This is a genomic window from Pseudomonas sp. S3(2024) (assembly GCF_036861315.1).
Lineage (GTDB): Bacteria > Pseudomonadota > Gammaproteobacteria > Pseudomonadales > Pseudomonadaceae > Aquipseudomonas > Aquipseudomonas putida_A.
The window spans coordinates 374,852-392,529 of the sequence record NZ_JAZAQQ010000003.1; the positions used below are offsets into that span (position 1 = coordinate 374,852).

Below are 17,678 nucleotides of genomic sequence, written 5' to 3' on the forward strand. Positions count from 1 at the left end.
CCGTGCAGTGTACAGGACTGATCCGTCCTACGCCCTGCGGCGGTTTATTCCGAGCGCCGGATGGCTCTATGATGGACTTCAAATCGGGAGTTGGAGTCAGCGATGCCTTTGCCATCCATGCAAGACCAGTTCGCTGCACTGATCGCCGCACCGTCGGTCAGTTGCACCCAACCGAGCCTGGATCAGTCCAACCGGGCGGTGATCGATTTGCTTGCCGGTTGGCTGGGTGATCTGGGCTTCAGCTGCGATATCCAGCAGGTCAGCCCCGGCAAATTCAACCTGCTCGCCAGTTTTGGCAGCGGGCCCGGCGGCCTGGTGCTGGCCGGGCACAGCGATACCGTGCCTTATGACGATGCGCTGTGGCAGACCGATCCGCTGAAACTCACCGAAGTCGATGGCCGCTGGGTCGGGCTGGGCAGTTGCGACATGAAGGGTTTTTTCGCGCTGATCATCGAGGCCGTGCAGCCGCTGCTCGACCAGCCGTTCAAGCAACCGCTGCTGATCCTCGCCACCTGTGATGAAGAAAGCTCGATGTCCGGTGCTCGCGCGCTGGCCGAGGCCGGCAAGCCGCTGGGCCGTGCGGCGGTGATCGGCGAGCCGACCGGGCTCAAACCGATCCGCATGCACAAGGGCATCATGATGGAGCGCATCGATATCCTCGGGCAGAGCGGCCATTCGTCGGATCCGCGCCTGGGCCACAGCGCCCTCGAAGCGATGCACGATGCCATTGGCGAGCTGCGCGGTTTGCGTCTGCTGTGGCAGCGTGAATTCAACAACCCGCAGTTCAGCGTTCCACAGCCGACCATGAACTTCGGCTGTATTCATGGCGGCGACAATCCGAATCGCATCTGCGGCCAGTGTTCGCTGGAGTTCGATCTGCGCCCGTTGCCGGGCATGGACCCGAAAGTCCTGCGTGCGGAGATTCTGCGCAAGCTCAATCCGGTTGCGGAACGGCATCAGGTGAAGATCGACTACCAGCCGTTGTTCCCGGAAGTGCCGCCATTTGAGCAGGCCGAAGACGCCGAATTGGTGCGCATTGCTGAAAAGCTCACCGGCCACAGTGCCGAAGCAGTAGCGTTCGGCACCGAAGCGCCTTATCTTCAGCGCCTTGGCTGCGAAACCATCGTGCTCGGCCCTGGCGACATCGCCTGTGCACACCAGCCCGGCGAATACCTTGAAATGTCACGTTTGCAGCCTACCGTGCATCTATTGCGGCAGTTGATTGAACATTATTGCCTGAACCCGGACAAACGATGATGTCCACCTGTGGGAGCGGGCTTGCTCGCGAAAGCGCTGTATCAGGTATATCGATGTCGACTGACCCACCGTCTTCGCGAGCAAGCCCGCTCCCACAGGGGGGACGGTGTTTTGTCAGATCAAACGCTGTAAATTGCCAGCACCCCAACCCGTATTCATGAGGAGAGCGCGCGTGTCGCCAAGCCTGTTCCGACGATAACCATCAGCCCGCTGTGCGTTTTCCGTTTCGCCCTTTTTTCGGCTGCTATTTATTACAGGCCCAGGTTCATGCCCGAATACGTCAATTGGCTTCGTCACGCGTCCCCTTACATCAATGCCCACCGCGACTGCACCTTCGTCGTCATGCTGCCCGGCGACGGCGTGGAGCATCCGAACTTCGGCAACATCGTCCACGACCTCGTGCTGTTGCACAGCCTCGGCGTGCGCCTGGTGCTGGTCCACGGTTCGCGCCCGCAGATTGAAACCCGCCTCGCTGCGCGCGGCCTGACCCCGCACTACCACCACGGCATGCGCATCACTGATGCGGCGACGCTGGAGTGCGTGATCGACGCGGTCGGTCAGCTGCGTATCGCTATCGAAGCGCGGCTGTCGATGGACATGGCCTCGTCGCCGATGCAGGGCTCGCGCTTGCGGGTGGCCAGCGGCAACCTGGTGACCGCGCGGCCGATCGGCGTGCTCGAAGGCGTCGACTATCACCACACCGGCGAAGTGCGTCGGGTCGACCGCAAAGGTATCAATCGTCTGCTCGATGAACGCTCGATCGTGCTGCTGTCGCCGCTGGGCTACTCGCCGACCGGGGAAATCTTCAACCTCGCCTGCGAAGACGTCGCCACCCGCGCCGCCATCGACCTCGGTGCCGACAAGCTGCTGCTGTTCGGCGCCGACCTCGGTCTGATCGACGAGAACGGCAAACTGGTGCGCGAACTGCGTCCGCAACAGGTGCCGGCGCATCTGGCGCGTCTGGGCAACAACTATCAGGCGGAACTGCTGGATGCTGCTGCCGAGGCTTGCCGTGGCGGTGTCGCGCGCAGCCATATCGTCAGCTACGCCGAAGACGGCGCGCTGCTGACCGAACTGTTCACCCGCGACGGTGGCGGCACACTGGTCGCGCAAGAGCAATTCGAGCTGGTGCGCGAGGCGGCGATTGAAGACGTCGGTGGTTTGCTCGATTTGATCAGCCCGCTGGAAGAGCAGGGGATTCTGGTACGTCGTTCGCGCGAGGTGCTGGAGCGCGAGATCGAGCAGTTCAGCGTGGTCGAGCGCGAAGGGATGATCATCGCCTGTGCGGCGCTGTACCAGATTGCCGATTCGGATGCCGGTGAGCTGGCGTGCCTGGCGGTGAATCCGGAGTACCGCCACGGTGGTCGCGGCGATGAGCTGCTGGAGCGCATCGAGACCCGTGCCCGGGCGCAAGGGTTGAAAACCCTGTTCGTCCTCACCACCCGCACGGCGCACTGGTTCCGCGAGCGCGGGTTCGAACCTAGCAGCGTCGAGCGCCTGCCGGCGGCGCGGGCGTCGCTGTACAACTATCAACGTAACTCGAAGATCTTCGAAAAGACCCTCTGAAGATTAGCGAAGGACTTTTGTGGCGAGGGGATTCATCCCCGATGGGCCGCGCAGCGGCCCCCGCTTCAGCAAAAGCAGGGGACTGCTGCGCAGTCCATCGGGGATGAATCCCCTCGCCACCTATTCAATTGTTTTCGGTTACAAACTTCGCACTGACGTACGGCGAGTAGTCCGGCAGCACCGTCTCGACCTTGCCTTGTTCCTTCAAAAACTTCGCCGTCTCACCAATCGCCTTGGCCGTGCCGCCGTCCAGCAGTGCGGTGGATTGCTGTGCCTTGGCATCCGGGAAGGCTGAACCGGCCAGCAGTTCCGGTACATCGGCGGCATTGGCACCGGTCAGTTTGGCGATTTTCTGAACCGGCGCCGAGTCAGCCGTCCAGCTGTCTTTATGCGCTGCGTAATCGGCAAATGAATCCAGCGTGACTTTGGCAAACTTCGCGACGACGTCAGGATGCTTCTCGGCGTAATCCTTGCGCGCGACCCAGACTTCGAAGGTCGGTGCGCCCCATTGGCCGACTTGAGCGGCATCGGTCAGGGTCTTGCCGGTCTTGCGGATTTCCCCCAGCGCCGGCGACCAGACGAACGCGCCATCGATATCCCCACGCTTCCAGGCTGCTGCGATTTCCGCCGGCTGCAGGTTCACCACTTTGACTTTGCTGGTGTCCAGACCCCAGTGCTTGAGTGCGCCGAGCAAGCTGTAGTGGGAGGTGGAAACAAAGGGCGTGGCGATGGTCTTGCCGACCAGGTCCTGCGGGGTGTTGATCCCGCTGCCATTGCGCACCACCAAGGCTTCGGCGGCATTGATCTGCGCCGAAACAATAAAGGCAACAATCGGCAGGTTTCGCGAAGCCGCGGCGGCCAACGGGCTGGAACCGAGGTTGCCGATCTGCACATCGCCGGAGGCAATGGCTGTCACAACTTCCGGGCCACTATTGAAGCGTCGCCAGTCGATCTTCTGGCCGATGGTTGTTTCGTAAGTACCGTCGGCCTGGGGGACTTTGCTGGGGTCGATCCCGGTTTGATAACCGATGGTGAGGTTGGCAGCCTGCGCGGAAAAACAAATCAGCGTCGACACACAAACTGTAACAAATTGACTAGATAGTGCGCGTTTAGCCATCATGGCGTCGCCTTTTCGATAGGGTTTGACGAATTGGGGTTGCGCCAAAGCTAATCGATATAAAAAAAGGCTAACAAATACCATTTAGGAATGAGCTTAGTCGCCGATACGTTGTATCCGGGCGAAGATGGCTAGATAGTGGCCATATTCCCGAATGATATGAAAAAAAATGAATAAATTCTTTTTGGGTTTATCAGGAAATCTTTACTCTGCACGGACCAAATCACTGCGATTAGACCTTGGTCGTAGACACACAAGGTTACGATTGACTTGTCAGTCACGGTCTGGCGCTAATCGCGCATCTTAGGATCCAGGGCATCAGACCCCGGGCCAGGAACACAAGAATTAGAAACGAGAGGAGCTTTACATGAACAAGTCCACCTTGGCCCTGGCTGTGGCCGTAGGGGTTATGGCGCAGCAGGCAGGCGCCGCCGGTTTCATCGAAGACAGCAAGGCCACTCTGGGCTTGCGCAACTTCTACATCAATACTGACAACCGTGACTCCGGCACCAAAGCGGCTGGCGCGCAGAACAAGAACGAAGAATGGGGCCAAGGCTTCGATCTGCGTTTCATCTCCGGTTACACCCAAGGCACCGTAGGCTTCGGTATCGACGCCATCGGCCTGCTGGGCGTGCGCCTGGATTCGGGCGGCGGCACCAACGGTGCAACCTCGACTTCCTACGGTGGCACTGTGTTCCCGAGCAAGTCCAACGGCGAAGCTGTTGATAACTTCTCGAGCCTGGGCCTGACCGCCAAGGCCAAGATCTCCCAGACCGAACTGAAGCTGGGTACCCTGCAGCCGAAGAACCCGGTCATCGTGACAAACGACGGTCGTCTGCTGCCACAAACCTGGCAGGGTGGCCAGATCACTTCCGGCGAGATCAAGGACCTGACCCTGGTCGCTGGTCAGATCGAAGCAGTGAAAGGTCGTAACTCCAGCAACAACGAGAACCTGTCCGTTGGTGGTGCGAACGCTCGCGTTGCCAACAGCAACAAATTCTACTACGCCGGTGGTGACTACAAAATCACCAAGGACCTGACTGCCCAGTACTACTACGGCAACCTGGAAGACTTCTACAAGCAACACTTCCTGGGTCTGGTTCACAACTGGGCAATCGGCCCGGGCGTGCTGAAGTCTGACTTCCGCTACTTCCACAGCAGCGACGACGGCGCCAACGGCAACACCGCAGCCTACTTCGGCAACGGTAACTACGTCGGCAACGTCAGCGGCAAAGGTCCGATCGACAACAATCTGTACAGCGGCCTGTTCCTGTACACCGTTGAAGGCCACACCTTCGGTGGCGGCTACCAGGTTTCCAACGGCAGCTCCGACTTCCCTTGGCTGAACCAGGGCGACGGTTCGTCGAACTACACCATCACCGACATGCAGATCCAGAAGTTCGGTCGTGCCGGCGAGAAAACCTGGCAAGCACGCTACTCGTATGACTTCGCCAAAGTCGGCCTGCCAGGCCTGACTGCCGGTGTGGTCTACCTGCGCGGCGACGATATCGACACCGTTGGCTCCAACCGTCGTGAAAACGGCACCGGCGCTTCCGAGTGGGAACGCGACCTGACCGTCGGTTACGTGATCCCTGAAGGCCCGGCGAAAAACCTGGGCTTCATGTGGAAAAACGCTACCTGGCGCAACGACGTCCCAGGTCAGCGCGACCAGGATGAAAACCGCCTGATCGTCAGCTACTCGATCCCGCTGCTGTAATAGCGCGTCTCGATTCGCTGATGTAAAAAAGCCCCGTCCGGCATCGCGCCGGACGGGGCTTTTGCATTTTCGGGTCAGGCTCACCCCCGTAAGCCTGTTCCGAAATTCCCTCTTTTGCAGCTACTCAAGGCCTTCTCGAACCTTGAGGGCGATGTTCGTCGCGATGCGGGCGAGCGTCCAGTGAACGATGTTTAATATTCATTTAAATTCTAAATATCTGCTTATTTATTCTTTTTCATGATGTCGAATCCCGAGCTACAGTTGAGTTCTCCAACAACTCATCAGGAGCAGCACCATGAGCCTCAGACTCGGCGACATCGCCCCCGACTTCGAACAGGATTCCAGCGCCGGCAAGATTCGTTTCCACGAGTGGCTGGGCGATAGCTGGGGCGTGCTGTTCTCCCACCCGGCCGACTTCACCCCGGTATGCACCACCGAGCTGGGCTTCACCGCCAAGCTCAAGGATGAGTTCGCCAAGCGCGGCGTCAAAGCCATCGCGCTGTCGGTCGACCCAGTGGACTCGCACCACAAGTGGATCGAAGACATCAACGAAACCCAGAACACGATCGTCAACTTCCCGATCCTGGCCGATGCCGATCGCAAGGTTTCCGACCTCTATGACCTGATACACCCGAACGCCAACGACACCCTGACCGTGCGTTCGCTGTTCGTGATCGATCCGAACAAGAAGATCCGCCTGACCATCACCTATCCGGCGAGCACCGGGCGCAACTTCCACGAGATCCTGCGGGTGATCGATTCGCTGCAGCTCACCGACAACTACAAGGTGGCAACTCCGGCCAACTGGCAGGACGGTGAAGAGGTGGTGATCGTGCCGTCGCTCAAGGACGAGGAAGAGATCAAGCGGCGCTTCCCCAAAGGCTATCGCGCGGTGAAACCATACCTGCGCCTGACGCCGCAGCCGAATAAGTGAATCAGTGAGATTGGCGGTGTAGCCACCACCGTCATCGCGAGCAGGCTCACTCCTACATTTGAAATGCGTTCCCCTGTAGGAGTGAGCCTGCTCGCGATGGCGTTAGTCCAGCCACCACGGAACCACAAAGCAGGGGATTTCAGGCCGTTTTCACGGCCTGTTTTTTTGCCCGGAACAAAGCAAATCGCATATCTCTTAAACGCATAACCAAATGAATAAATATGATTTATGGATATATAAATCAGCTGGTAAGGTCACTCCCATCGAAGCGAGATCGCAACCCGCGAATCGCCTGTAACACGCAAGGAATCGTCTGAATGCTGGTCGTCTCACTCGGTGGCAGTCCTAGCCAGCGCTCCCGCTCAGGAGTGTTGCTTGAGCGCTCGCAACGCTGGTTGCAGGCGCAAGGGGTGGAAGTGGTGAGTTATCAGGTGCGGGATTTCCCGGCCGAAGATTTGCTCCACGCCCGCTTCGACAGCCCAAAGGTGCTCGACCTGCTGGCGCAGATTGAAAACGCCGATGGCTTGCTGATCGCCACGCCGGTGTACAAGGCCTCGTTTTCCGGTGCGCTGAAAACCGTACTGGATCTGCTGCCGGAACGCGCCCTGAACCACAAGATCGTTTTACCGATGGCTACGGGCGGCAGCATCGCTCACATGCTGGTAGTCGATTACGCGCTCAAGCCCGTGCTGTCGGCGTTGAAGGCCCAGGAAATGCTCCAGGGCATTTTCGCCGAGGACAGCCAGATCGCTTACGGCGAAGGCAGCGCCCAGGCGCAACTGGCACCGGCATTGGAACAGCGTCTGCATGAAGCACTGGATCAATTTGTCAGTGCCATGGCCCGCCGGCCGAAACCGCTGGAGCCGGGCCTGTTGAATGAACGTTTATTGAGTGCTCGCTGGAGCATTTGAGCTTCACCCGAATTTGCTCCACTCACCTTACTCAGCCGCTAACGGCCAAGCAGGTGCAGCCAAAACCCAACAGCAAAAAGGAGAGCGCTATGCGCACTGTATTTTTGCGTCGTGGTCTGGTCGCTCTGTTTGCTGCGGCTGTGTCCTTCGGCGCCATTACTCAAGCTCAAGCCGAGACATTGCGGATCGGTTATCAGAAGTACGGCACGCTGGTGCTGCTCAAGGCCAAAGGCACTCTGGAAAAGCGTCTGGCCGCCCAAGGCGTGGACGTGCAATGGACTGAATTCCCCGGCGGCCCGCAGCTGCTCGAAGGCCTGAACGTCGGCTCGATCGACTTCGGCGTGACCGGTGAGACTCCGCCAGTGTTTGCCCAAGCGGCGGGCGCTGATCTGCTCTACGTTGCCTACGAACCGCCAGCGCCGAACAGCGAAGCGATCCTCGTACCGAAAGACACGCCAATCAAATCGGTAGCGGATCTCAAGGGCAAGAAAGTCGCCCTGAACAAAGGCTCCAACGTGCACTACCTGCTGGTTCGCGCATTGGAAGATGCCGGCCTCAAATACTCCGATATCCAGACCGTGTTCCTGCCGCCGGCCGATGCCCGCGCTGCGTTCGAGCGTGGCAGCGTCGATGCCTGGGTGATCTGGGACCCATACCAGGCCGCTGCCGAGCAACAGTTGCAAGCGCACACCCTGCGTGACGGCAAAGGCATCGTCGACAACCATCAGTTCTACCTCGCGACCAAACCTTACGCGCAGAAAAATCCCGAGGTGATCAAGACCCTCGTCGAAGAAGTGCGCGCTGTCGGCGAGTGGTCCAAAGCCAACCCTGAAGACGTGACCCAACAGGTCGCGCCACTGCTCGGCCTGCCGGCGGACATCACCCTGACCTCGGTGAAACGCCAGGGCTACGGTGCGCTGTTCCTGACCCCGGAAGTGGTCGCCGCACAACAGAAAATCGCCGACACCTTCTACCAGCTCAAGCTGATTCCCAAGCCGTTGAGCATCAAGGATGTGATCTGGACACCACCGGCCGCTGTGGCCCAAAGCTCGGTTAGCCAAACCCAGTAAATCGAATCCCCAAGGAGACCACTCCATGAGCCTCAACATCTTCTGGTTCCTGCCTACCCACGGCGACGGCCATTACCTTGGCACCGCCGAAGGCGCCCGCGCCGTTGACCACGGTTATCTGCAACAGGTCGCGCAAGCGGCGGATCGTCTGGGCTTTGGCGGCGTGCTGATTCCCACCGGCCGCTCCTGCGAGGACTCGTGGCTGGTGGCGGCGTCGCTGATTCCGGTGACCCAGCGTCTGAAATTCCTTGTCGCCCTGCGTCCCGGGATCATTTCCCCGACGGTGGCGGCGCGGCAGGCAGCGACGCTGGATCGTCTGTCCGGCGGTCGTGCGCTGTTCAACCTGGTGACCGGTGGCGATCCGGAAGAGTTGGCCGGTGATGGTCTGTTCCTCAACCACGAAGAGCGTTATCAGGCCTCGGTGGAGTTCACCCGGATCTGGCGTCGGGTGCTGGAAGGCGAAACCGTCGATTACGACGGCGAACACATCAGCGTGAAGGGCGCCAAGCTGCTCTATCCGCCGATCCAGCAACCGCGTCCGCCGCTGTACTTCGGCGGATCTTCGGAAGCGGCGCAGGATCTGGCTGCCGAACAGGTCGAGATGGTGCTGACCTGGGGCGAGCCGCCAGCCGCAGTGGCCGAGAAGATCGAACAAGTGCGCGCTAAAGCGGCAAAGCTCGGACGTACTGTGCGCTTCGGCATTCGTCTGCATGTGATCGTGCGCGAAACCAACGCCGAAGCCTGGCAAGCGGCCGACCGGCTGATTTCGCATCTGGACGACGACACCATCAAACGTGCGCAAGCATCGCTGGCGCGCTTCGACTCGGTCGGTCAACAACGCATGGCCGCGTTGCACGGCGGCAGTCGTGACAACCTCGAAGTCAGCCCCAACCTGTGGGCCGGCGTCGGCCTGGTGCGTGGCGGTGCCGGTACCGCGCTGGTCGGCGATGGTCCAACCGTGGCCGCCCGCGTGAAGGAGTACGCGGATCTGGGTATCGACACCTTCATCTTCTCCGGTTATCCACACCTCGAAGAATCGTACCGCGTCGCTGAACTGCTGTTCCCGCACCTCGACATCGAGCGTCCGGAACTGCCGAAAAGCGCCGGTTATGTCAGCCCGTTCGGCGAGATGGTGGCCAACGACATTCTTCCCAAAGCCGCGTCGCAGAGCTGAGGCGCGCCATGAACAAATTTATCCACAGCCTCGCGCCCTGGGCGTTGCCGGTGCTCTTGCTGGCGGTGTGGCAGTTGTCGGTGTCGGCCGGCTGGTTGTCGACGCGGATCCTGCCGGCACCGGTGGCGGTGATCGAGGCCGGCGTCAGTCTGGTGCGCAGCGGCGAGATCTGGACGCATCTGGCGATCAGCGGCTGGCGCGCGGCACTCGGTTTCACCATCGGCGGCAGCATCGGCCTGGTGCTGGGCTTCATCACCGGCCTGTCGAAATGGGGCGAACGCCTGCTCGACAGCTCGGTACAGATGATCCGCAACGTGCCGCACCTGGCGCTGATTCCACTGGTGATCCTGTGGTTCGGCATCGACGAGTCGGCGAAGATTTTCCTGGTCGCATTGGGCACGTTGTTCCCGATTTACCTCAACACCTATCACGGCATCCGTAACGTCGATCCGGCGTTGGTGGAGATGGCGCGCAGTTATGGCTTGAGCGGTTTCAGCCTGTTCTGGCAGGTGATTCTGCCGGGCGCACTGCCTTCGATTCTGGTCGGTGTGCGCTTTGCGCTGGGCTTCATGTGGCTGACGCTGATCGTTGCCGAAACCATTTCCGCCAGCTCCGGCATCGGTTATCTGGCGATGAATGCCCGCGAGTTTTTGCAGACCGACGTGGTGGTGCTGGCGATCCTGCTTTACGCGGTACTCGGCAAGCTTGCCGATCTCGCCGCCCGTGCTCTTGAGCGGGTGTGGCTGCGCTGGCATCCGGCCTATCAGGTTGCCAAAGGAGGTGCGGCATGACCGCTCAACAACCTCCACGCTTGCTGCGCGGGATTCCGCTGGTGGTGCGCAACCTGCAGAAAACCTTTGGCGCGCGGCAGGTGTTGCGCGACATCGACCTGCACATTCCGGCGGGCCAATTCGTCGCCGTGGTCGGGCGCAGCGGGTGCGGCAAGAGCACCTTCCTGCGCTTGCTCGCCGGCCTCGATCAACCGACTGGCGGCGACCTGCAGGCCGGTGCTGCACCGCTGAGCGATGCGCGGGAAGACACCCGGCTGATGTTCCAGGAAGCCCGGTTGCTGCCGTGGAAAAAGATCATCGACAACGTCGGCCTCGGCCTTAAAGGCGACTGGCGCCCGCAAGCTCTGGAGGCGCTGGAAGCGGTGGGTCTGGCCGATCGCGCCAACGAGTGGCCGGCCGCTTTGTCCGGCGGGCAGAAGCAGCGTGTGGCGCTGGCCCGGGCGCTGATTCACCAGCCGCGCCTGCTGTTGCTCGACGAGCCGCTGGGTGCGCTGGATGCGCTGACCCGGATCGAGATGCAGCAACTGATCGAACGCCTCTGGCAGAAGCATGGCTTCACCGTGCTGCTGGTGACCCATGACGTCAGCGAAGCGGTGGCGATTGCCGACCGGGTGATTCTGATCGAGGACGGCGAAGTCGGCCTCGACCTGCAAGTGGAACTGCCACGCCCGCGAGTGCGCGGATCGCATCGACTGGCGGCGCTGGAAACCGAAGTGCTCAACCGTGTTCTGTCCCTGCCCGGCGAGCCGCCGGAGCCGGAACCTGTTTCACCACTGCCTACGCAATTGCGCTGGGCTCAATAACTCAAGTTACATCCAACGACAGGAATCAAAGCCATGACTATCAAAGCCATCAACGTGCGCAACCAGTTCAAAGGCTCGATCAAGGAGATCGTTCTCGGCGACGTGCTGTCGGAAATCGACGTGCAAACCGCTTCCGGCATCGTCACTTCAGTGATCACCACCCGCTCGGTCAAGGAGCTGGAACTGGCGGTGGGCAGCGAAGTGATCGCCTTCGTGAAATCCACTGAGGTGTCGATCGCCAAGTTGTAAGCCGGTGAGTAAAAAACAACCCCGAAAGGCGTGAGCCCTTCGGGGTTTTTTGTGTCTGTCTTGAAGTTCGCGGTGCGGCCTTCGCGAGCAGGCTCGCTCCCACAGGGAACCGCTTTCCAAATGTGGGAGCGAGCCTGCTCGCGAAGAGGCCGGTAAAGACGCTAGAGAATTCTTTTGGGCAGGTAAGGTGGAAGGTATAACCCGATGTAGGCATCAAACACCCGCATCCCTTCCTCGGCCATGCGCGGCGTGATCTGCCCATGCTGCTGCACCGAGCGCGCATACACGCGGTCGCCCAACTCCATCGCCAGCGCGAACACATCGACATCGCTGGGCAGGCGCGGCAATTCGAAGTGATGGTCGAACAGCTTGTGCATCAGGTCGCCGAGTTCGATGTCGTGCTGGCGGTCCGCCTGGGTCACTTCGGTCAGGCCGTGCTGGGCGAGGATCAACTGGCGGGCCGCCGCGTCTTCGTCGTAGATCTCCAGCATCCGCTCTTCGACCAGCCGCGACAGGTCACGCCAGTCGCGCAGGGCGTCGTGGTCGATCGGCGCTTGCAGGCAGGCGCGAAACGCCGCATGCACGTCGGCGGTCAGCGCTTCGAGCAGTGCCGGCACGCTGGCGAAGAAGTGATACACGGAGGACGGCGGAATCTGCGCGCGTTCGGCGACGCTGTAGATCGACAGACTGGCCACACCCTCGGCGGCCAACAGCGTACGCGCGGCGTCGAGTATCGAATCGATGCGCGCCTGGCTGCGGGCACGGGGTTTGCGGACGGGGGCGGGACGCGTCATGGAAGTCTCCTGCGGGGCAGCGGGCATTGTACGAGCCGCGCCGTGTGTTGTCTGCCAGGACGCCTTCGGGAGCAAGCCCCCTCCCACAGTTGATCTTCTGCGTACAAACGATCCCCATTCGCTGAGGCCCCCTGTGGGAGGGGGCTTGCTCCCGAACCGCCGCAGGCGGCCATTCAGATCAAAATCGGGCCATAAAAAACGCCGCGGGCTACGACAGCCGACGGCGTTTTATCTGATTGCAATCCGTTTACACGGTATGCAGATACCAGTTGTACTCAAGGTCGGAGATGGAGTGTTCGAACTCCTCCAGCTCGCTTTCCTTACAGGCGACGAAGATATCGATGTATTTCGGATCGATGTACTTGGCCATCACCTCGCTGTCGTCCAGCTCGCGCAGGGCATCGCGCAAGTTGTTCGGCAGGCTTTGTTCGTTCTGCTCATAGCTGTTGCCTTCGACCGGAGCGCCCGGTTCGATCTTGTTCACCAGACCGTGATGCACACCGGCCAGGACCGAAGCCATCAGCAGGTACGGGTTGGCGTCGGCGCCCGCTACGCGGTGTTCGATACGCACGGCATCGGCAGAGCCGGTTGGTACGCGGATCGCCACGGTGCGGTTGTCCAGGCCCCAGCACGGCGAGTTCGGCACGTAGAACTGCGCGCCGAAGCGACGGTACGAGTTGACGTTCGGGCAGAGGAAAGCCATCTGCGCCGGCAGGGTCTCGAGCACACCGCCGATCGCGTGACGCAGCGCGGCGTTCTGCTCGGGATCCTCGCTTGCAAAGATGTTCTTGCCATCTTTGTCGAGCACCGAGATGTGGACATGCAGACCGTTACCCGCCTGGCCCGGATACGGCTTGGCCATGAAGGTGGTGTCCATTTCATGGTCGTAGGCGATGTTCTTGATCAGACGCTTGAGCAGTACCGCGTAGTCGCAGGCCTTGATCGGGTCGGCGACGTGGTGCAGGTTCACTTCGAACTGCGCCGGGGCACTTTCCTTGACGATGGCGTCGGCCGGGATGCCTTGCTCTTTGGCGCCTTCCAGAATGTCCTGGAGGCAGTCGACGTATTCGTCGAGGTCGTCGATCAGGTAGACCTGAGTCGAGTGTGGGCGTTTGCCGGAGATCGGTGAACGTGGCGGCTGTGGACGACCGTTCACGTTTTCCTGGTCGATCAGGTAGAACTCCAGCTCGAAGGCTGCGCAGATGGTCAAGCCCAGCTCGTCAAACTTTGCAACAACTTGACGGAGCACTTCGCGCGGATCGGCGAAGAACGGGTCGCCTTCGAGTTCGTGCATGGTCATCAACAGTTGCGCGGTAGGGCGCTTCTGCCATGGCTCGTTGCACAGGGTATCGGGGATTGGATAGCAGATCCGGTCGGCGTCGCCGATGTCCAGACCCAGGCCGGTGCTTTCCACCGTAGAGCCATTGATATCCAGAGCAAATAGGGAGGCCGGCAGGTTGATGCCTTTCTCGTAAACCTTGTGGAGGCTGGTGCGTTCGATGCGCTTGCCGCGCACCACACCATTCATATCCGCAATCAGAAGGTCAACGTACAGAACCTCAGGATGTTCCTTAAGGAACGCGTTCGCTTCGTTAAGCTGAACGGCACGCGGGGGTACCGACATGATGCAACACCTTTGTTGTTAAAAATATCAATCATTGATCTTTTCTGGTTTCAGTCAACCCGAACGGCCTGCCGAAGTCAAGCGAGGCCTTTTTTGCCCTAAAAAAGCGCTGCAAGGGCATTTATGGGGCACTTTGGGGCAGTTTTTTGTCCTTGGGACGCTTGGCACCCGCGGGCTTGAGCAGGCCGTGTTGTATTTTTTACGGGGGTGTTGTGTAAAAAAATGAACAAGGCTAAGCTCCGACCAAACCCATAACAGCAATAATACCGGGGTGCTTCATGTCTCGCCTGCCGTTAATCGGCATCACCGACTGCTCGCAACAGTCCGGTCTGCATGCTCATCACATCAGTGGCGACAAATCCGTCCGTAGCGCAGCCAGCATGGTTCGCGGTCTGTTGACGATGTTCTCGGCGACAATAGCCAGAACGCCAGCGTCCGTTATTCTGGACGTACGGCAAAGCACTCTGTTTATGGCGTCCTCTTCCAATATAGATCCCTTTGAGTCCCAAAGCCTGTGCCGCTCCCAAAGCCGTGCTCATGATTCTGCACGCCTTGAATGTGCACAGGAAATGCAACGCCAGCGTAAAGGGCAGGTAAGCTCCTCTTTCATTGTCTATGCGCGGTGCCAGGCGTAAGCCGGTACTGCGCGCAAGCAAGCCCCCTTTAACGCGACGCCACGGCGTCAAACTTTGCCTGACACGATGTCAGGAGACTCAGCCCAGAGGCATTTATGAGTAACAACCTCGACCAGCTCACCGATTGGTTGAAAGACCACAAGATCACAGAAGTCGAATGCATGATCGGCGACTTGACCGGTATTACCCGGGGCAAGATCTCGCCGACCAACAAGTTCATCGCCGAAAAGGGCATGCGCCTGCCGGAAAGCGTGCTGTTGCAGACCGTGACCGGCGACTACGTCGAAGACGACATCTATTACGAACTGCTCGACCCGGCCGACATCGACATGATCTGCCGCCCCGACCAGAACGCGGTGTACCTGGTGCCATGGGCCATCGAGCCGACCGCCCAGGTGATCCACGACACCTACGACAAGCAAGGCAACCCGATCGAGCTGTCGCCGCGCAACGTCCTCAAGAAAGTCCTGAAGCTTTATTCTGACAAGGGCTGGCAGCCAATCGTGGCGCCGGAAATGGAGTTCTACCTGACCAAGCGCAGTGACGACCCCGACTATCCGTTGCAGCCGCCAATCGGCCGCTCGGGCCGTCCGGAAATCGGTCGTCAGTCGTTCTCGATCGAAGCGGCGAACGAATTCGACCCGCTGTTCGAAGACGTCTACGACTGGTGCGAACTGCAGGAGCTGGACCTCGACACGCTGATCCACGAAGACGGCACGGCGCAGATGGAAATCAACTTCCGTCACGGCGATGCACTGTCGCTGGCCGACCAGATCCTGGTGTTCAAACGCACGATGCGCGAAGCCGCGCTCAAGCATGACGTGGCCGCCACCTTCATGGCCAAGCCGATGACCGGCGAGCCGGGCAGTGCCATGCACTTGCACCAGAGCATCATCGACATCGAGACCGGCAAGAACGTGTTCTCCAATGAAGACGGGACCATGAGCCAGCTGTTCCTGCACCACATCGGTGGTCTGCAGAAACTGATCCCGGAATTGCTCCCGCTGTTCGCACCGAACGTCAACTCGTTCCGCCGCTTCCTGCCGGACACTTCGGCGCCGGTGAACGTGGAGTGGGGCGAAGAAAACCGCACCGTGGGCCTGCGCGTACCGGATGCCGGCCCGCAGAACCGTCGGGTGGAAAACCGCCTGCCGGGCGCCGACGCCAACCCGTACCTGGCGATTGCCGCGAGCCTGCTCTGCGGTTACATCGGCATGGTCGAGGGCCTCAACCCGAGCGCGCCAGTGGTCGGTCGTGGCTATGAACGCCGCAACCTGCGCCTGCCGCTGACCATCGAGGACGCGCTGGAGCGTATGGAAAACAGCGCGACCATCGAGAAATACCTGGGCAAGACCTTCATCACCGGCTACGTCGCGGTCAAGCGGGCCGAGCATGAAAACTTCAAGCGCGTGATCAGTTCCTGGGAGCGTGAGTACCTGCTCTTCGCCGTCTGATACGCCGGGCGCGGTGGCCAGCCGCCGCGCCTTCACCGATAACAAGGAGAATTGGCATGACCAGCAACAACCCGCAAACCCGTGAGTGGCAAGCCCTGAGCAGCGATCACCACCTGGCCCCGTTCAGCGATTTCAAGCAGCTGAAAGAGAAGGGTCCACGGATCATCACCAACGCCAAGGGCGTGTACCTGTGGGACAGCGAGGGCAACAAGATCCTCGATGGCATGGCGGGTCTGTGGTGCGTGGCGATCGGTTATGGCCGCGATGAACTGGCCGACGCGGCCGCTAAACAAATGCGCGAACTGCCTTACTACAACCTGTTCTTCCAGACCGCGCACCCGCCGGCGCTGGAACTGGCCAAGGCCATCGCCGACGTGGCGCCGCAAGGCATGAACCACGTGTTCTTCACCGGTTCCGGCTCCGAAGGCAACGACACCATGCTGCGCATGGTTCGCCATTACTGGGCGATCAAGGGCCAGCCGAACAAGAAAGTCATCATCAGCCGCAAGAACGGCTATCACGGTTCCACCGTGGCCGGCGCGAGCCTGGGTGGCATGACCTATATGCACGAGCAGGGCGACTTGCCGATTCCGGGCATCGTCCATATCGCGCAGCCGTACTGGTTCGCCGAGGGCGGCGACATGTCGCCGGAAGAGTTCGGCATCTGGGCGGCCAATCATCTGGAAGAGAAGATTCTCGAAGTCGGCGTGGACAACGTCGGTGCGTTCATTGCCGAGCCGATTCAGGGCGCCGGCGGCGTGATCATTCCGCCAGATACTTACTGGCCGCGCATCAAGGAAATCCTCGCCAAGTACGACATTCTGTTCGTCGCCGACGAAGTGATCTGCGGTTTCGGCCGTACCGGCGAGTGGTTCGGTTCGGATTTCTACGACCTGAAGCCGGACATGATGACCATCGCCAAAGGCCTGACCTCCGGTTACATCCCGATGGGTGGCCTGATCGTTCGTGATGAAGTGGTGAAGGTGCTCAACGAGGGCGGCGACTTCAACCACGGCTTCACCTACTCCGGGCACCCGGTGGCGGCGGCGGTGGGGCTGGAAAACATCCGGATTCTGCGCGACGAGAAAATTATCGAGAACGCGCACAACGAAACGGCACCGTATTTGCAGAAACGTCTGCGCGAACTCAACGGCCACCCGTTGGTGGGCGAAGTGCGCGGCGTTGGTCTGCTGGGGGCGATCGAGCTGGTGCAGGACAAGGCCACTCGCAAGCGTTACGAAGGTCGGGGCGTGGGCATGATCTGCCGGCAGTTCTGCTTCGATAACGGCCTGATCATGCGCGCCGTGGGCGACACCATGATCATTGCGCCGCCGCTGGTGATCAGCAAGGCGGAGATCGATGAGCTGGTGACCAAGGCGCGCAAGTGCCTGGACCTGACCCTCAGTGCGTTGCAGGCCTAAGTGCTAGGCTTCGAGCGGGGGAGCTGCGGCGCTCTCGCTCGAAGGTGTCAGAAAGGTTGGCCTTTTCTTGAAAGACCGCCTCCGATCTTGCCAGACTAGCCGCGGTTCCAGTTGTCCGGGTTCGGCCGCTGAACAAAGTGGTTCAAAAAAGAAAAATTTGG

15 protein-coding genes are annotated in these 17,678 nt (G+C 60.3%); 12 read left to right on the forward strand and 3 right to left on the reverse strand.

What is annotated here, in order from left to right; all coding sequences use genetic code 11:
- Window positions 1-102 precede the first annotated feature (102 nt).
- The gene (gene argE, locus VLA07_RS10900; RefSeq protein ID WP_096796144.1) at window positions 103-1,257 is read left to right on the forward strand and encodes an acetylornithine deacetylase; all 1,155 of its coding nucleotides are present in this window, start codon (window positions 103-105) and stop codon (window positions 1,255-1,257) included.
- 267 nt (window positions 1,258-1,524) lie between these two features.
- Window positions 1,525-2,823 (forward strand): amino-acid N-acetyltransferase, encoded by a 1,299-nt coding sequence (gene argA / locus VLA07_RS10905; protein WP_007967974.1) that lies wholly within the window; start codon window positions 1,525-1,527, stop codon window positions 2,821-2,823.
- Between the two features lie 124 nt (window positions 2,824-2,947).
- Here the strand turns inward: argA and tauA are convergent, their stop codons facing one another.
- Window positions 2,948-3,943, reverse strand: a complete 996-nt coding sequence (gene tauA, locus VLA07_RS10910; protein ID WP_333989227.1) for a taurine ABC transporter substrate-binding protein — start codon at window positions 3,941-3,943, stop codon at window positions 2,948-2,950.
- Between the two features lie 364 nt (window positions 3,944-4,307).
- Between tauA and VLA07_RS10915 the strand changes: the two genes are divergently transcribed.
- The 8 genes from VLA07_RS10915 (at window position 4,308) to VLA07_RS10950 (ending at window position 11,589) form a co-directional block, all read left to right on the forward strand.
- On the forward strand, window positions 4,308-5,657 hold the full coding sequence (locus VLA07_RS10915; RefSeq protein WP_247267251.1) for an OprD family porin: 1,350 nt from the start codon (window positions 4,308-4,310) through the stop codon (window positions 5,655-5,657).
- 295 nt (window positions 5,658-5,952) lie between these two features.
- Window positions 5,953-6,591 (forward strand): peroxiredoxin, encoded by a 639-nt coding sequence (locus tag VLA07_RS10920; protein WP_007967980.1) that lies wholly within the window; start codon window positions 5,953-5,955, stop codon window positions 6,589-6,591.
- A gap of 317 nt (window positions 6,592-6,908) precedes the next feature.
- On the forward strand, window positions 6,909-7,502 hold the full coding sequence (gene ssuE, locus VLA07_RS10925) for an NADPH-dependent FMN reductase (protein WP_096797603.1): 594 nt from the start codon (window positions 6,909-6,911) through the stop codon (window positions 7,500-7,502).
- Window positions 7,503-7,591: 89 nt separating this feature from the next.
- The gene (locus VLA07_RS10930; protein WP_333989228.1) at window positions 7,592-8,572 is read left to right on the forward strand and encodes a sulfonate ABC transporter substrate-binding protein; all 981 of its coding nucleotides are present in this window, start codon (window positions 7,592-7,594) and stop codon (window positions 8,570-8,572) included.
- Between the two features lie 25 nt (window positions 8,573-8,597).
- Window positions 8,598-9,746, forward strand: coding sequence for an FMNH2-dependent alkanesulfonate monooxygenase (gene ssuD / locus VLA07_RS10935; protein WP_003229262.1), 1,149 nt, complete (start codon window positions 8,598-8,600; stop codon window positions 9,744-9,746).
- Between the two features lie 8 nt (window positions 9,747-9,754).
- A complete protein-coding gene (ssuC, locus tag VLA07_RS10940) occupies window positions 9,755-10,537 on the forward strand; it encodes an aliphatic sulfonate ABC transporter permease SsuC (protein WP_096797601.1) in 783 nt (260 codons plus the stop codon).
- A complete protein-coding gene (gene ssuB / locus VLA07_RS10945; protein ID WP_333989229.1) occupies window positions 10,534-11,340 on the forward strand; it encodes an aliphatic sulfonates ABC transporter ATP-binding protein in 807 nt (268 codons plus the stop codon). Before ssuC ends, ssuB begins: the two co-directional genes overlap by 4 nt.
- 33 nt (window positions 11,341-11,373) lie before the next feature.
- On the forward strand, window positions 11,374-11,589 hold the full coding sequence (locus VLA07_RS10950) for a TOBE domain-containing protein (RefSeq protein ID WP_007967989.1): 216 nt from the start codon (window positions 11,374-11,376) through the stop codon (window positions 11,587-11,589).
- A gap of 161 nt (window positions 11,590-11,750) precedes the next feature.
- Here VLA07_RS10950 and VLA07_RS10955 read toward each other — a convergent pair whose 3' ends face one another.
- Window positions 11,751-12,383 (reverse strand): TetR/AcrR family transcriptional regulator, encoded by a 633-nt coding sequence (locus tag VLA07_RS10955; protein ID WP_083367618.1) that lies wholly within the window; start codon window positions 12,381-12,383, stop codon window positions 11,751-11,753.
- A 247-nt stretch (window positions 12,384-12,630) separates the two neighbouring features.
- Window positions 12,631-14,007, reverse strand: a complete 1,377-nt coding sequence (locus VLA07_RS10960; protein WP_003229254.1) for a glutamine synthetase family protein — start codon at window positions 14,005-14,007, stop codon at window positions 12,631-12,633.
- Between the two features lie 730 nt (window positions 14,008-14,737).
- Here VLA07_RS10960 and VLA07_RS10965 point away from each other — a divergent pair.
- Both VLA07_RS10965 and VLA07_RS10970 read left to right on the forward strand, forming a co-directional pair.
- Window positions 14,738-16,096: a glutamine synthetase family protein gene (locus tag VLA07_RS10965; RefSeq protein WP_003229252.1), complete on the forward strand. Its 1,359-nt coding sequence runs from the start codon at window positions 14,738-14,740 to the stop codon at window positions 16,094-16,096.
- A gap of 56 nt (window positions 16,097-16,152) precedes the next feature.
- Window positions 16,153-17,517, forward strand: coding sequence for an aspartate aminotransferase family protein (locus VLA07_RS10970; protein ID WP_333989230.1), 1,365 nt, complete (start codon window positions 16,153-16,155; stop codon window positions 17,515-17,517).
- Window positions 17,518-17,678: the final 161 nt, after the last annotated feature.

Coding starts and splice junctions, on each gene's coding strand:
- argE (WP_096796144.1), top strand. CDS start 103: ATGCCTTTGCCATCCATGCAAGACCAGTTCGCTGCACTGATCGCCGCA.
- argA (WP_007967974.1), top strand. CDS start 1,525: ATGCCCGAATACGTCAATTGGCTTCGTCACGCGTCCCCTTACATCAAT.
- tauA (WP_333989227.1), bottom strand. CDS start 3,943: ATGATGGCTAAACGCGCACTATCTAGTCAATTTGTTACAGTTTGTGTG.
- VLA07_RS10915 (WP_247267251.1), top strand. CDS start 4,308: ATGAACAAGTCCACCTTGGCCCTGGCTGTGGCCGTAGGGGTTATGGCG.
- VLA07_RS10920 (WP_007967980.1), top strand. CDS start 5,953: ATGAGCCTCAGACTCGGCGACATCGCCCCCGACTTCGAACAGGATTCC.
- ssuE (WP_096797603.1), top strand. CDS start 6,909: ATGCTGGTCGTCTCACTCGGTGGCAGTCCTAGCCAGCGCTCCCGCTCA.
- VLA07_RS10930 (WP_333989228.1), top strand. CDS start 7,592: ATGCGCACTGTATTTTTGCGTCGTGGTCTGGTCGCTCTGTTTGCTGCG.
- ssuD (WP_003229262.1), top strand. CDS start 8,598: ATGAGCCTCAACATCTTCTGGTTCCTGCCTACCCACGGCGACGGCCAT.
- ssuC (WP_096797601.1), top strand. CDS start 9,755: ATGAACAAATTTATCCACAGCCTCGCGCCCTGGGCGTTGCCGGTGCTC.
- ssuB (WP_333989229.1), top strand. CDS start 10,534: ATGACCGCTCAACAACCTCCACGCTTGCTGCGCGGGATTCCGCTGGTG.
- VLA07_RS10950 (WP_007967989.1), top strand. CDS start 11,374: ATGACTATCAAAGCCATCAACGTGCGCAACCAGTTCAAAGGCTCGATC.
- VLA07_RS10955 (WP_083367618.1), bottom strand. CDS start 12,383: ATGACGCGTCCCGCCCCCGTCCGCAAACCCCGTGCCCGCAGCCAGGCG.
- VLA07_RS10960 (WP_003229254.1), bottom strand. CDS start 14,007: ATGTCGGTACCCCCGCGTGCCGTTCAGCTTAACGAAGCGAACGCGTTC.
- VLA07_RS10965 (WP_003229252.1), top strand. CDS start 14,738: ATGAGTAACAACCTCGACCAGCTCACCGATTGGTTGAAAGACCACAAG.
- VLA07_RS10970 (WP_333989230.1), top strand. CDS start 16,153: ATGACCAGCAACAACCCGCAAACCCGTGAGTGGCAAGCCCTGAGCAGC.